Source organism: Halomonas sp. AOP43-D1-4, assembly GCF_052446175.1.
Taxonomy (GTDB): Bacteria; Pseudomonadota; Gammaproteobacteria; order Pseudomonadales; family Halomonadaceae; genus Vreelandella; species Vreelandella citrativorans.
On sequence record NZ_JBQSVY010000004.1, the window covers coordinates 133,746 to 147,070 of the forward strand.

Below are 13,325 nucleotides of genomic sequence, written 5' to 3' on the forward strand. Positions count from 1 at the left end.
CGTGGTTAAAGGGAGGCAATGATCATGATCACGATGAAGCACGGGACAATGCACCGCACCGAGATCCGGAAGGGCTTGATGATCGGGCTGTCACCGAACATGTCACGCAACTGAGTGCCTTTCAGACAGAACCCGCAAAACAGCGCCGTGGCCAGCCCGCCCAGCGGCATCATGATGTTGGCGGTCAGGCCATCGAGGGCATCAAAGAGCGTTCTGTCGGCGAAGACGGGAGCATTCCAGAGGTTGAAGGACAGGGCCGCGGCCGTACTTAATAGCCACAGCAGCGCAACGATCACGGTAGCGGCTTGGGTCCGCGACAGACGACTCTTTTGCTCCAGCCAGGCCACGGAGGGCTCCATCAACGAAATGGATGTCGTCAGGGCGGCGATGAACAGCATAAAGAAGAACGCGGCGCCGAAGATTTGTCCAAAGGGAATATGGCCAAAGACCAACGGCAATGACATGAAGATCAGACCGGGCCCGGCGTTTGGCGCAAGACCGTACTCCATGACCAGCGGAAAGATGGCAAGACCTGCCGCCAGCGCGACCAGCGTATCGATCACGGCCACCATGATGGCGGTTTTGGGAATCGAGGCGTGGGAAGGCATATACGCGCCATAGGTCACCATCGACCCCGACGCCAGGCTCAGCGTAAAGAAGGCATGACCGATGGCCACCAGAATGGCGTTCAGGCTCAACTTGCTGAAATCAGGAAAGAACAGAAATTTGGCGGCTTCGGAGAAACTCCCATGGCTGATCGAATAGCCTACCAGAATCAGTAACACCACCAGCAGCATGGGCATCAGCCAATTGATTGCTTTTTCGATCCCCCCCTGAATGCCTGCACGAACGATCATGTGAGTCGCTAATAGAAACAGGGAGCCAAAAATGATGAGAAGGGTCGGAGCGCTTAGAAGATGATCAAAGGTCTGACTGGTAAACGATTGAGTGATCCGATCCGCCGCCGAGAATTCACCCGTGACCGTCAGCCAGAAATAGTAGAGACACCAGCCGGCCACGACCGTATAAAAGGAAAGAACCAGGAAGCTGGTCAGGATAGCTACACCGCCGGTCCAGCGCCACGCCGAATGCCTTCCCGCCCTCTGGCTCAGGTCGCCATAGGCATCCAGCGCATTCTTCCGCGTTGCCCTGCCAATACCTATTTCGGCCATTAGCAGTGGTATACCAAAGCCCACCACGCAAAAGAGATAGACCAGGAAGAATGCACCGCCGCCGTTTTCACCCGTGACATAGGGAAACTTCCAGATATTTCCTAGCCCGACCGCCGACCCCGAGGCGGCCATGATAAACGTCAATCGGCCTTTCCAGATAGGCGTTGCCATACTCCCTTCGGCACCTGACATTACCCTCGATGAAACATCGTGACTCATTTTCAACCTCCGACATTATTATTCTTACGGTTACGAACGTATCGCCGTTTATCGGATGGGTGAAATGACTATTGAGCATTTACGGCTAGCGCTAAACTCATACCCTCTTGAGCCTCTAGTCCCAAAATAAATAATGGGGCCGGAAGCGTAATGCCGGTCAATTTAGTTTTTCATTCACTGGCTGACGTTATAATAGTCCGGCATCAGCGACTTACTGATACCGAATTTTTTATATATTTCAGTCAGGCTAGGGATGACATTGCCCATATAAGCTTCGATCACTTTTTTATTATTAATGGGTTATCGATACTACCTGTGGTGCCGTCCGGCCGTGTGCGTATGGTAGTGAAAGCTATGACGGAGATGGCGCTATCGTTTATACTTCGGGAGCGGCTTTACTCTCGGGCTGCTTGGGTACGACATCAAAAATATCCAGTCAGAAATAAGCCAGTCAGCACTAACTAACTGGCATTAGTGTCGGAAGTGTGGTTGTTAATGCAAACTTTTTAACATTTCCTTTATCCCTATGCTATGACGACAGGCAGTTCATCTTTAATAATAAGTTGGCCCGTGATGGCACAGGCTTTCTGGTACGGGAAGGTCGTGTGGTAAAACTGAACCTTAATCTACTGCATACCCTAAAGGTCATTCTTGAGCAGAGAAACCTGACGCGCTCTGCTCAGGAACTGCGTCTGACACAGTCAGCCATCAGCCGCCAGCTTTCCCAGCTTCGGGGTTATTTTGATGACCCCCTTCTGGTTCGGGAAGGCAATGACTATTTTCTGACGGCACTGGCGCAGCAGCTCAAGCCCAGAGTGCTTGAGATACTGGAAAGCATCAACGATCTTCGTCAAAAGGAGCAGTTCGACCCACAGCTGTGTCAGCGGCGCTTTTCCTTTGCCTGCACCGATTATGTGGCCAACTTTATCTTTCCTGAACTGCTGTCAGTGTTGGAGGGTTATCGAGCCGGCATCGATCTGAATTATCAGATATGGCAGCCGGAATGGCTGGTCAATCTTGGCGCAAGGCCGCTGGATTTTGCCGCTACGATGACCAACGATGTGCCGGCCAATATTTACGGCGTGCACTTGGGTAACGATATCCCCGTCGTTTTGATGAACAAGGAACATCCTCTCATAAATAAGGCACTATCCATCGACAGCATGCTGAAGCATGCGTTTGTGAGGATTACTGCCGGTGGGGAAAAGGACGGGTTCTTCGACATTGAAATGAACCGTCTTCACAGGAAAAGACGTATCGCCTTTGAGGTGCCCTTTTTTTCTGCAGCCTTCAATGTCGTCAGCGAAACCTCAATGCTTCTGATCGTACCCAGACATATTGCCAGAAAGGCTTCGGAAATCTATCCCATCACCTGGAAATCCCTGCCTCTGAGCCAGGTGCCCGAACACGATTATTACCTGATCTGGCACTGCATTCATCACAATGATGCGGCGCACCGCTGGATGAGAACCATTATTGCCGATCATCTGCAGAACTCGATGTTTTCGCTGCGTCATTCGACAGACTGAGCGACTCGACGTTGAGACATGTCGCCTTCGTCAGCCATACTCGGCTATTTGAGGCTATGAGGGACCTTGCCCTCCAAGGGCAACGAGCTGTTCGACAGCATGAAAGGGGAAATGATGCGGCAATACCAGTAAATCCAGAAGCGGCTTGGCCCCGAGGAATACCGCACCCTGATGAGGCTGCTGGATGAAGTGCAGCGAATGGAACCACATAATTGATGCTTCGCTGCGCCCATATGTAACGGTACTCTACTAAAGTATTTTTATTTAAATTACTGATATAAAAAGAATAAATTCGATGAGGCAGGCACAGTCAACAACCTGGCACATTTAGTCAATTGATAACCTAATCCGGCTCTTACGCTCTCCTTGATGCGCCGCGGGCGCTTTCGTTCGCCAAGGAGACAAAATGCGACACCACCACTACGACTACATCATCGTCGGCGCTGGCTCGGCTGGCTGCGTTATCGCGCATCGCTTGATTCAGGCGCTGGATGTTTCTGTGCTGCTCATTGAGGCTGGTGGGTCGGACACAAGCCTTCTTATTCGTATGCCTGCCGCAGTCGGCAAGGTGATTCCGACCCGGACTTGGCCCTACATGACCACCCCGCACGGCGCGACCAATAACCGCGCCATGTCCATCGCCCAAGGGCGACTGATCGGCGGCAGCAGCTCGGTCAATGGCATGATCTATATTCGCGGGCATCGTACCGACTATGATGGCTGGGCAAACGACCACGGCTGCACCGGCTGGGGCTATGACAATTTGTTGGCATACTTCATTCGAAGTGAGGGCAACGAGTCGCTGGCCGGGCCCCTGCACGGCAATGATGGACCGTTGAGAGTGAGCGAAAACCGCTATCGCCATCCGTTATCGCAAGCGTTCGTGCGCGCCGGACAGGAGTTCGGGCTGCCCTACGTCAATGACTTCAACGACAATACCCGCGAGGGAGTGGGCTACTACCAGACCACCACTTTCAATGGCGAACGCTACAGTACCTCGAAGGCCTATCTGAGCGAGGTGCGCCACGATTCGCGCCTGACCATTTTATCTGATACCGATGTCGAGAGAGTGATCATCGAAAAGGGCAGGGCCATCGGCGTCAAGGCCCATCATTCCAAAAAAGGCGAAATGACCCTTCATGCACGACGCGAAGTCATCCTTAGCGCTGGCGCAATCGGCAGTCCGAAGATTCTGATGGCCTCCGGCATCGGTCCTCGCGATCACCTGAGCGAGCAGGGCATTGAGTGCCTCCGTGACTTGCCGGTAGGCGATAACCTGCAGGACCATCTGCACTTATCAATCAACGCCACGCTCAAGGACCCGACCTCCCTGTACGGTGAAGATGTTGGCTTGAAGGCGTTGCGCCACGGGGTCGAATGGCTACTGCATCGTCGCGGCCTCATGACCTCCAACGTGCTGGAGGGCGGCGCCTTTCTGGATACTGCCAATGAAGGCCGCCCAGACACTCAGATTCACTTTATGCCGGTGCTCGACACTTGGGACGATCCCAACGGCATCGGTCGAGGGCGGACGCATGGTATTACGCTCAAGGTTGGCCACCTGCGGCCGGTCTCGCGCGGTACGGTACGCCTGATTGGTTCAGGCAAAGAGCAGCGCATGGCCATCAACGCCAACTTCCTTGACGCACCTGAGGATCTCGAACATCAGGTGCGTTCGCTGCGCGCCGGAATGGCGTTACTTGATACGCCGGCGCTTTCAAACGTGATCGATGAGGTTTTTTCGCCGCCCGAGGCGCGCCATCTGATGGCGCAGAGCATGGAGGACAACCAGCGGGCGCTTGAGACCTTCGTCCGCCAATACTGTAAAACGACCTATCACCCCGTGGGTACCTGTCGCATGGGCCCTGATGCCGAGCATTCGGTGGTTGATCTTGAACTAAAGGTTCATGGAGTAGAAGGACTGCGCGTCATCGACTGCTCAGTCTTCCCCACCTTGCCCGGTGGCAATACTAATGCCCCGACCATTGCGGTCGCGGAAAAGGCTGTCGACCATGTGATCAACGCGACCTAACAAGACAGGGCGGTTCATCTTGAAGCGCCCTGATGTTCCTGTTGAATGGGTGACGTGGTCGGATCAGGCTGATGACCTTGAGCACCACGCCCGGCAGCTTGTAGAGCGTGACGGGTGAGGGCGCCGCCTGACCCATGGGAAGGCCGCTACTGCCATCAGCTTATCTGTTCTGCCATGCCGCTAATCGCACTCTCGAGAAAAGTGGCCGTGGCACCACGCGGCTGCTGTAGGGCAATAAAATCCTGCATCGGATCGACAACGTTAGTGATGACGTCTGATAGCGCCTCAATAACCGCATGCCCGCAGAACGGCACATAGGCCTCCGAATACCCCCCTTCGTGTACCATCACCAATCGCCCTTCACATAGTCTCTCCGCAGCCTCGCGTACCTGTCGGGTCATATCGCGGAAGGCCTCGCTGGAAAGTAACATCCGCGCTAGGGGATCGACCGCATTGGCATCATAGCCGCAGGCCACCAGGATGAGCTGTGGTTGATAGCGCTCTAGTGCGGGAATGACTATCTCGACCATGGCCTGTCTATAAGCATCGGCCCCCGAACCGGGAGGCAGGGGAATGTTTAGGTTATAGCCTTCGCCAGCACCATGGCCGCGATCATGTAGACCGCCATACCCCGGTGGAAAGCAGCCATCCTGATGCATAGAAATGGTCAGGACATCGTCGCGTTCGTAGAAGATCTCTTGGGTGCCGTTACCGTGATGCACATCCCAGTCCAGCACCGCTACTCGCTCAACGCCAAACCGTACCTTGCTCTCTTCAACGGCGATGGCAATATTGGCCAGGAAGCAGAACCCCATCGCCTGATCCGGCAGGCAGTGATGGCCCGGCGGGCGTGACAAAGCATAGGCATTATCGACCTCCCCATTCATCACGGCTGCCACTGCTCCAATAGCAAGGCCCGCAGAAAGGCGGGCAATGTCGTAACTGCCGGGGCCGATCGGCGCGTGGTCGCCTAACTCACCGCCACCGGCGTCGCTCATTGCCCTGAAACGATCAAGATAGGACTGTGGATGGACCCGCAGTAGTTGTTCATTGGTGGCTGGGGAAGCACTGCGCACTTTGAGTGCGTCGGTCAGGCCAGATACATCCATGAGGTTTTTGAGACGCCGCTTGGTCTCGGGGGATTCGGCAAGCCCACCAGCTGCCGGCGGTTGTACCCAGCCACCGACCGGTAAGGTCAGCGCATACTGTCCGGCGCTATGCCAAAGGCAGTGTTCATCGAAGAAAAAGGCAGTCCTGCGAGACATCGTTTAACTCCTCAAGGCTAATCATCGTCGCTGAAAAAAGCGTTCGTCGTGAAGCGCCCCACGGGCTGTTGCAGGCCTTATTCGCTAAGATCCGGCTCGAATAGGCCCTTTTTCATCTTGAACTTAACCCAGACGATCGCGATCAAGCTGACGACGCCCAGTACTACGCCCAGTAGCGTATAGATCAAGGTGGTCATCTCGGGCGATGGGGAGGCGTTGGCTGCGACGTAGGCCATGCCGATGATGCCGAGAATCTGCGGTAGCGGATAAAAGGGCGTGCGGTACGGGCGGCGGTGGTCGGGGCGGCGGCGACGTAGCACCATCACATTGATGTGCGCGACGATGTAGGCCAGCAACCAACTGGTGGCTGCAGCGATGACCAGCGTGATGATCTGATCGGGCCCGATCAGCAAAAAGGGCACGACCACACCTATCGCCAGAAAGACAATGCCGACCCAGGGCGTGTTATAGCGCGGGTGCATTTTACCCATGATGGAAAACGCCTGACCATTATCGGCCATGCCTGAAAGCATACGTGGTACGGCGGCCAGCACTGTATTGACCGTACTGCAGGTCGCGGTCACCCCCATCACGGTGGCAATGATCAGCCCTGCTTGACCAAACACGCTATTGACCAGATCGAGATACGGCAGGGGCGAAGTAGTTAGAGTCTCAGCGGAGAGGTAGCGGCCAGCTCCTAGGCAGAACAGTGAGAACAACACAAATATGATGCCAAGCGATAAGAACATGGCGCGAGGAATTCGTTTTTCCGGCTGACGAATGTCATTGATCATCGGACACACGAACTCATAGCCGACAAACATCCACATCGCCAGCGCGACCAGGCCGATAAAGCTGCCATCGATAATGTTGCTGACGCCCCAGTCGATGCCTGCTGCGACCTGGGCGGTTTCCGTGGAGGGCGGCTGAATCAGCGCTGTGGCACCGACGAGAAAAATGGCGACGATCATGGAAAAGGTGAATACGTTTTGAAGCTTGGCAAAGACGTCGGTGCCCATGATGTTGAGAACGGCCAGCGCCGATAGGATTAAAATCGGCACTATATGCGACGGCAGCCCGGGGAACAGCATCTGCAGCAGGGCATCCACCAGCAGAAACTCGGCAGGAATCGCGAATATAGCGACCACTACGTAGCCTGCAAAGACCGAGACGATGGCTGGAAAATGGCCGATGGCCTTTTTCGTGTAGGTGGCAAGCGTGCCCGCCTGCGGATACATCAGCGAGAGTTCCGAAAAGGACATGGCGTTACACACGGCAAGCAAGGTGGCCACCAGCATGGCGGCCAAAAAGCTCAGGCCGCCGATGCCAAAGCCAACCAACGCGGATACCATGGCGCCTTGGACCACCACGGTACCCACACAGATCGCAATCATGGTCTTGAAGCCGATTTGCTGTCGCCTAGGGGCACTTGCATGGGGCACTGGGCCCGCCTTCGAAGTATCGAGCATGATGAGTCATCTCCTGCCGGTTTAATTGTTGTGTGGCTGAGGTGTACAGCCTGACACTCAATCTGCTCCTTAACCGGTCTTCATTCTTGTTCGGTGCTGCCAGACATTTTCCTCTGCCTGCCGCTCTTGCCACGTGATGCTGGGCCTCCCCCATTTGGGGGATTTTCTGCCAATGGCTATACGCCGACGATAAAAAGCGTTCACCGCCATTGGTGGACATGACCCTCGGACAGATAAAGGAGATAATAATATGACAACCACACCTTCCCATTCCGACTGGATCTCGGTTAGCGGCCTTGAAAAGGGCTTTGAAACGGACTCCTACGCGTTGGATAACTCGGCAGACCTCAGCGGCAAGCGCATCGAGCTGCACGACGCCAACGGTAACGTTCGTCGCCTCGACATCGACCAGGAGCAACTGCGCGTCGACGACGGCGAGGCGGTCCAGGTACGCATCACCTCGGTACGTGAACGCATCTACCTGCTCGACTGGCTGGATGAAAGCACACGGCCGAGCACCTCCTATACGGTGGTGCTGGATACGCTGACCGATAGCTATACGCAGGTGATTGGCACCATGCCCACGTTCGATGTCATCAAAACAGGGCTTTACGAGCGTGCGCTGGGCGGCCGTTCCTTGACCGATGTGAAGGTCGACATCAGCCACGGTACTGTGAACAAGCCTTACCACGACGGCGCCTGCCCACACGCTACAACCGACGAATTGGTCGGCGTGCGTAACCTCTACCGTTACAGCCCGACCGAGGTCTATGAGCACACCTATCTGAACGAGAACTTCTACACCTGGCAATGCTTGAAAGGGGTGGAGCAAGGGCTTTGCGACACCGATGCTTGCCACTACTACAAGATTACCGATGCGCTTTATCTGTTCATCTGGCGTGAGAAGATCGTGCCGACGCTCGGCATCGTCATGGTGGATGAGCAGAACCATCGCAGCGACGGCAAGATTTTTGGTGTGGGCGACAGTGAAGATGCGCCGCTGGCCAACTTCCCCATGGCCTCCTACTGCCAGCGTCTGAGCGATACGGAGTATCCCGATGACCTCTGAGTCCCGCACCGTTGTTATTACCGGCGCCGGTACCGGTGTGGGGGAGGCCTGTGTGCGTCAACAGGCCGCACTCGGGCATAACGTGGTGCTGATCGGTCGTCGCCGTGAGCCGCTCCAGGCGCTGGCAGACGAGATCGGTGGGCTGGTGCTGTCAGGTGACGCCGCCAGCTCCACGGAGTGGAAGGCGTTCTGCGAGCGCATCCTTGAGACGTATGGCCGACTCGACAGCCTGATTTGCAGCGCGGGCGGCCATGACCTGGGTGCGGCCACCGATATGTCCGAAGACGACTGGCAGCAAGCAATGCGCCTCAACCTGGATACAGCGTTCTACAGCGCTCGCGCTTGTTTGCCGCACCTGATCAAGCAGCAGGGCAGCATTGTCATGCTTGGATCGCTGGCCTCGTTCCAGGCCGGTGGTGATATCTGCGGTTATACCACCGCCAAGCATGCGATCGTCGGGCTGACGCGCTCGCTGGCGCGCGATTACGGCCCCAAGGGGGTGCGTGTCAATTGCGTCTGCCCTGGCTGGATTCGAACGCCGATGGCCGACGAGGAGATGCAGCCGTTGATGTCGCATTACAACGAGTCTCTTGATGACGCTTATGCCCGTGTGACCCAGCACGTGCCACTACGACGGGCGGCCAGTGCCGAAGAAATCGCTGACGTGTGCGCTTTTTTGATCAGTCCCACCTCTGCCATCATTACCGGCAGCATGATCATGGCTGATGGTGGTTCCCACATCGTCGACATGCCCACCCTCGCTTTCGAGGGCCTTTAAAAGATAACAAGGCGGTCGGGCTGAGTATTGCCCGGTCGCCCTGCTTTTGACGAATGGAGTCCGTTCATGAGTATCAGTATCGATTACAGCGGCCAGCACGTCCTAGTCACCGGCGGTGCCCAGGGCATCGGTGAAGCCATCGTGACCCGCTTTGCCCAAGCCGGAGCCCGCGTCACGCTAGCCGATATCAACGAAGAGCAGGCCAAACGCGTGGCCGAAAAGCTGACGGCAGAGGGGCTTCAGATTCAGGCTCACGGTGTGGATCTTTCCGACGAGGCCGCCACCCGCGCCATGATAGAGGGCAGCGATCCGGTCGATGTGCTAGTGCACAACGCAGGTTACTTCCCGCTGACACCCTTGGAAGAACTCACCCGGGAGAAGGTCGAGCGTACGTTTGCCGTTAACGTGCATTCGCTTTTCTGGATGGCTCAGGCGCTGCTACCGCATTTCAAGCAAAAGGGCCAGGGCGTGATTCTGTGTACGTCGTCGGTTACCGGCAATCGGGTCGCCTATCCGGGCCTGACCCATTACGCCGCCTCTAAAGCGGCGGTCAACGGCTTCATCCGCAACACGGCGCTTGAAATGGGCGGCTCCAACATTCGCATCAACGGCGTCGAGCCGGGCATGATCCGCACGCCAGCGATGGATAACCTTGGCGATGACGAGCACAGTCAGAGCCTTGAGCGCGGTATTCCGCTAGGCCACTTGGGCGCACCGGAAGATATCGCCAACGCTATGCTGTTTCTCGGCTCCGATCTGGCCAAATACATTACAGGGCAGACCATTATCGTTGATGGTGGCGCCCTGCTGCCGGAGAGCGTGACGGCCCTCAACTGAGGCGCGACGGGGTGACGGGCAGCAGATTCTCGTTGCCCGCACGCGGCCGACTCGTTATGTTGAAGACATCGACCAACATGGAGTCGGCCTGCCATGCACACTCCTCAGGAACTGGGTGCCTACTGTCTGAATGCCTTCACCCGGGCCGTGCCCGCCTCGCTTGCGGCGTTCTATCGCATCAATGATCGCTTAAGCGCGTTTGACTTCCAGCTTCACGGCGACCCTACCCAGATGCACGACAGCTACCTGCGTCGCTACCGTCACCTCGACCCGCTTCAGCCCGGCTACTGCCAGCGTATCGGAGGTGGGGTGGTTTCCCTGCGTGATGCCCAGGCGCTGCAATCGAAACAACACAACGCGGGCTATCAGACGTTTCTGAGTCAGCACGACGTTGTGGACGTGACCGAAGTGCTGTTTTATATCCAGAGCCGCCCAGCCATAGGCATGTCACTGCTGCGCAAGTCACACTACGGACGATTTACCCCGCAGGAGTTTGATACGCTGCAATCACTTCAGGAAATACTCCAGCTGGCTGTTTCGACCAGCGCCTTTGAACCCGCTCCGGCGCTGCCCGAGCACGCCCGAGTGGCGTTAACCGAGCGCGAAGAGCAGCTACTGCCGCTGTTGCGCCAAGGGCTCAGCAACAAGGCCATGGCGCGTGAGCTTGGTATCGCCCCCTCTACGGTCAAGACCCATCTCGATCACCTGTATCGTAAATTCGACGTTACCAATCGCACCGAGCTGGTTGGTCGGCTTTATCTAGACTGACTTGAAGTGGCGTGAGAAGGCAACTGCTCTCTGGCATCGGAAAAGTACTTTTACTACTAATTCACTCGTTCTCGATGTCTGTTACTGAAGCTGTTCAATGGCGCGCGCTCGTTCGCGTTCCAGCTCACGTTTGAGCTCCTCCTCGGAGGGAAGATACGGCAGATACTTCGCCGCAAACAGCTGCTTCTGGTCAGCGAGTACTGAGTACTTCACCACGGCTTCGCTTTTCTCACTGCATAGCACCAAGCCGATGGTGGGGTTGTCATCGCTGCCTTTGCGCTGTTCATCATATAGGCGCACGTAGGTATCCATCTGGCCGATATCCTGATGCTTTAGCTTGCCGAGCTTCAGGTCTACCAGTAAAAAGCACTTCAGTTTGAAGTTGTAGAACACCAGGTCGATGTAGAAATCTTCATTGTCAAAGCGGATGCGCTGCTGGCGCTCTACGAAGGCAAAGCCTTTGCCTAATTCAAGTAGAAACTGCTGCAGGTTGCTGATAATCGCTTGCTCTAGCTGGCTTTCCTGGTAGGTTTTATCTTGTAGGTTGAGGAAGTCCAGAATGTAAGGGTCGCGCAGGTAGTCCTTGGCGGTTTCCGCCAGCGGCTGGGTGTTTTCTTTCGCTTCACGCTCAACCAGGGGTTTATCTTGGCTGGCCAGCAGGCGTTCGTAGTAGAGGGTGTTGATCTGGCGCTCTAAAGCTCTCGCGCTCCAGCTTTGGTTGATGGTCTCTTGCAAATACCAGTCGCGGGCTTGAGCATTTTCCACCCGTAACAGGGTGCGGTAGTGGGTCCAGCTCAATTCGAGACGCACTGCGTCGCGAATTGGAAAGCCCAAGTAAAACTGACGCATATTACGCAAATTTGTGACGTCGAATCCCTTACCCAGCCGTTCGGCAAGCTGTTGCGAAAGCTGCTGTAGCTGCTGCTTACCGTATTCCGCACGGCTGTTGCCTTGCTGCTCATGCTCGATAATCAAGCGGCCTATTTCCCAGTAGCTTTGCACCATGGTTGTGTTGACGGCTTGGCGCACCTGTCCGCGTGCTTGTTCTATCTGCTGGGTAATTGCGCTAATAAGGTCGCTAAAGGCTGCTGGGTTCTGCTCAGTCATAGGCTTAACCTCAGGCGTAATAAAAGATGGCAACTAGGCCAGCCTCAACAATAGCAATTTTACCTGTGAAAATATAAGCGTAAGCCGATATGTAGATAAGCACCCATCAATTTCCTTGAACAATCCAAAGAAAACTATTCGCTCCTCATTCTTTAGCTTAGGTTTTAAGCTAAAGGTAATTTGTTAAGGAGTATTTTATGTCGGACTCATCCGTTAACTCAGTTCGCCGCGTTACCGCCCAGCACCCGGCACACCGCGATGATATTGGTGATCTGGTCACTCGGCGGCCGCTGCCTGGGCCGGGTCTTGATCAGTTGGATCCTTTTCTGTTTTTGAATCATCACGGCCCGCAGGTTTATCCGGCCAATAATCAAGGCTTGCCGTTTGGCCCGCACCCGCATCGTGGCTTTGAAACGGTGACGTTTATCCTGGAAGGCTCGCTTGCTCATGCCGATAGCGCCAAGCACCAGAGCGTGATTCATAAAGGCGGCGTGCAGTGGATGACGGCGGGCAGCGGTATTGTGCATGCGGAAATCTCGCCCGCTGAGTTTTTGCGTGAGGGTGGTCCGCTGGAAATTTTGCAGCTGTGGATCAACTTGCCTGCGCGCCTGAAAATGAGCGAACCGCGCTATGTGGGCCTTCAACAGGATTCAATCCCGGCAATTGCGCTACCAGGTGGCGGCGAAATGAACTTGATCGCCGGGGAGTGGGGCGATACGAGCGGCCCTATCGAGACGTTAACCAAGGTGTTTATGTCGACGCTTAAGCTGCCTGCCGGTGTGCGCGAGCAGTTGCCCGTTGCCGCTGGGCGGCAGGTGTTTCTGTATGTGGTGAGTGGCGACGTGACGGTGAGTGGTGAATCCACCAAACCCCATCAACTGGTTGAACTGGACCGGGAGGGCGATAGCATTGTGATTGAAGCCGCAAGCGACGCTCAGCTGCTGTTTGGCCATGGCGATGTCATTGATGAGCCGGTTTACTCGCACGGGCCGTTTGTGATGAATACTCGGGAAGAAATTGTGCAGGCGGTCGAGGATTATCAGGCCGGTAAATTTGGCGGACTGAACGCCTAAATGCTTT

Annotated in this window: 11 protein-coding genes; 7 read left to right on the forward strand and 4 right to left on the reverse strand. The window is 55.6% G+C overall.

Annotated elements, in window-relative coordinates:
* Positions 1-5: 5 nt before the first annotated feature.
* The gene (locus ACT3RQ_RS05740) at positions 6-1,391 is read right to left on the reverse strand and encodes a sodium-dependent transporter (protein WP_441677673.1); all 1,386 of its coding nucleotides are present in this window, start codon (positions 1,389-1,391) and stop codon (positions 6-8) included.
* 605 nt (positions 1,392-1,996) lie between these two features.
* Between ACT3RQ_RS05740 and ACT3RQ_RS05745 the strand changes: the two genes are divergently transcribed.
* Together ACT3RQ_RS05745 and ACT3RQ_RS05750 are read left to right on the forward strand one after the other, a co-directional pair.
* Positions 1,997-2,920 carry a LysR family transcriptional regulator gene (locus tag ACT3RQ_RS05745; protein ID WP_441677675.1) on the forward strand — a complete coding sequence of 308 codons (924 nt, stop codon included), beginning with the start codon at positions 1,997-1,999 and terminating at the stop codon, positions 2,918-2,920.
* A gap of 406 nt (positions 2,921-3,326) precedes the next feature.
* Positions 3,327-4,952 carry a GMC family oxidoreductase gene (locus ACT3RQ_RS05750; protein ID WP_441677677.1) on the forward strand — a complete coding sequence of 542 codons (1,626 nt, stop codon included), beginning with the start codon at positions 3,327-3,329 and terminating at the stop codon, positions 4,950-4,952.
* Positions 4,953-5,107: 155 nt separating this feature from the next.
* Here the strand turns inward: ACT3RQ_RS05750 and ACT3RQ_RS05755 are convergent, their stop codons facing one another.
* Both ACT3RQ_RS05755 and ACT3RQ_RS05760 read right to left on the reverse strand, forming a co-directional pair.
* The gene (locus tag ACT3RQ_RS05755) at positions 5,108-6,217 is read right to left on the reverse strand and encodes a class II histone deacetylase (protein ID WP_444680123.1); all 1,110 of its coding nucleotides are present in this window, start codon (positions 6,215-6,217) and stop codon (positions 5,108-5,110) included.
* A 77-nt stretch (positions 6,218-6,294) separates the two neighbouring features.
* Positions 6,295-7,686, reverse strand: a complete 1,392-nt coding sequence (locus tag ACT3RQ_RS05760; protein ID WP_444680124.1) for an APC family permease — start codon at positions 7,684-7,686, stop codon at positions 6,295-6,297.
* Between the two features lie 250 nt (positions 7,687-7,936).
* On the opposite strand from ACT3RQ_RS05760, the gene ACT3RQ_RS05765 reads away from it, so the two are divergent.
* From ACT3RQ_RS05765 to ACT3RQ_RS05780, 4 genes are all read left to right on the forward strand, one after another.
* Positions 7,937-8,755: a MoaF C-terminal domain-containing protein gene (locus ACT3RQ_RS05765; protein WP_444680125.1), complete on the forward strand. Its 819-nt coding sequence runs from the start codon at positions 7,937-7,939 to the stop codon at positions 8,753-8,755.
* Positions 8,745-9,533, forward strand: coding sequence for an SDR family NAD(P)-dependent oxidoreductase (locus ACT3RQ_RS05770; RefSeq protein ID WP_444680126.1), 789 nt, complete (start codon positions 8,745-8,747; stop codon positions 9,531-9,533). The genes ACT3RQ_RS05765 and ACT3RQ_RS05770 overlap by 11 nt, the downstream gene beginning before the upstream one ends.
* Positions 9,534-9,599: 66 nt before the next feature.
* Complete coding sequence (locus tag ACT3RQ_RS05775; protein ID WP_444680127.1) at positions 9,600-10,370, forward strand: SDR family oxidoreductase; 771 nt, start codon at positions 9,600-9,602, stop codon at positions 10,368-10,370.
* A 93-nt stretch (positions 10,371-10,463) separates the two neighbouring features.
* On the forward strand, positions 10,464-11,138 hold the full coding sequence (locus ACT3RQ_RS05780) for a response regulator transcription factor (protein ID WP_444680128.1): 675 nt from the start codon (positions 10,464-10,466) through the stop codon (positions 11,136-11,138).
* An 81-nt stretch (positions 11,139-11,219) separates the two neighbouring features.
* Here the strand turns inward: ACT3RQ_RS05780 and ACT3RQ_RS05785 are convergent, their stop codons facing one another.
* Positions 11,220-12,245 (reverse strand): PDDEXK nuclease domain-containing protein, encoded by a 1,026-nt coding sequence (locus ACT3RQ_RS05785; RefSeq protein ID WP_444680129.1) that lies wholly within the window; start codon positions 12,243-12,245, stop codon positions 11,220-11,222.
* 197 nt (positions 12,246-12,442) lie between these two features.
* Here ACT3RQ_RS05785 and ACT3RQ_RS05790 point away from each other — a divergent pair, with 197 nt between their 5' ends.
* Positions 12,443-13,318, forward strand: a complete 876-nt coding sequence (locus tag ACT3RQ_RS05790; protein ID WP_444680130.1) for a pirin family protein — start codon at positions 12,443-12,445, stop codon at positions 13,316-13,318.
* Positions 13,319-13,325: the final 7 nt, after the last annotated feature.

Excerpts from the sequence above, each read along its gene's own strand:
- ACT3RQ_RS05765 (WP_444680125.1), top strand. The coding sequence starts at position 7,937 with ATGACAACCACACCTTCCCATTCCGACTGGATCTCGGTTAGCGGCCTT.
- ACT3RQ_RS05755 (WP_444680123.1), bottom strand. The coding sequence starts at position 6,217 with ATGTCTCGCAGGACTGCCTTTTTCTTCGATGAACACTGCCTTTGGCAT.
- ACT3RQ_RS05760 (WP_444680124.1), bottom strand. The coding sequence starts at position 7,686 with ATGCTCGATACTTCGAAGGCGGGCCCAGTGCCCCATGCAAGTGCCCCT.
- ACT3RQ_RS05785 (WP_444680129.1), bottom strand. The coding sequence starts at position 12,245 with ATGACTGAGCAGAACCCAGCAGCCTTTAGCGACCTTATTAGCGCAATT.
- ACT3RQ_RS05790 (WP_444680130.1), top strand. The coding sequence starts at position 12,443 with ATGTCGGACTCATCCGTTAACTCAGTTCGCCGCGTTACCGCCCAGCAC.
- ACT3RQ_RS05775 (WP_444680127.1), top strand. The coding sequence starts at position 9,600 with ATGAGTATCAGTATCGATTACAGCGGCCAGCACGTCCTAGTCACCGGC.
- ACT3RQ_RS05740 (WP_441677673.1), bottom strand. The coding sequence starts at position 1,391 with ATGAGTCACGATGTTTCATCGAGGGTAATGTCAGGTGCCGAAGGGAGT.
- ACT3RQ_RS05750 (WP_441677677.1), top strand. The coding sequence starts at position 3,327 with ATGCGACACCACCACTACGACTACATCATCGTCGGCGCTGGCTCGGCT.
- ACT3RQ_RS05780 (WP_444680128.1), top strand. The coding sequence starts at position 10,464 with ATGCACACTCCTCAGGAACTGGGTGCCTACTGTCTGAATGCCTTCACC.
- ACT3RQ_RS05770 (WP_444680126.1), top strand. The coding sequence starts at position 8,745 with ATGACCTCTGAGTCCCGCACCGTTGTTATTACCGGCGCCGGTACCGGT.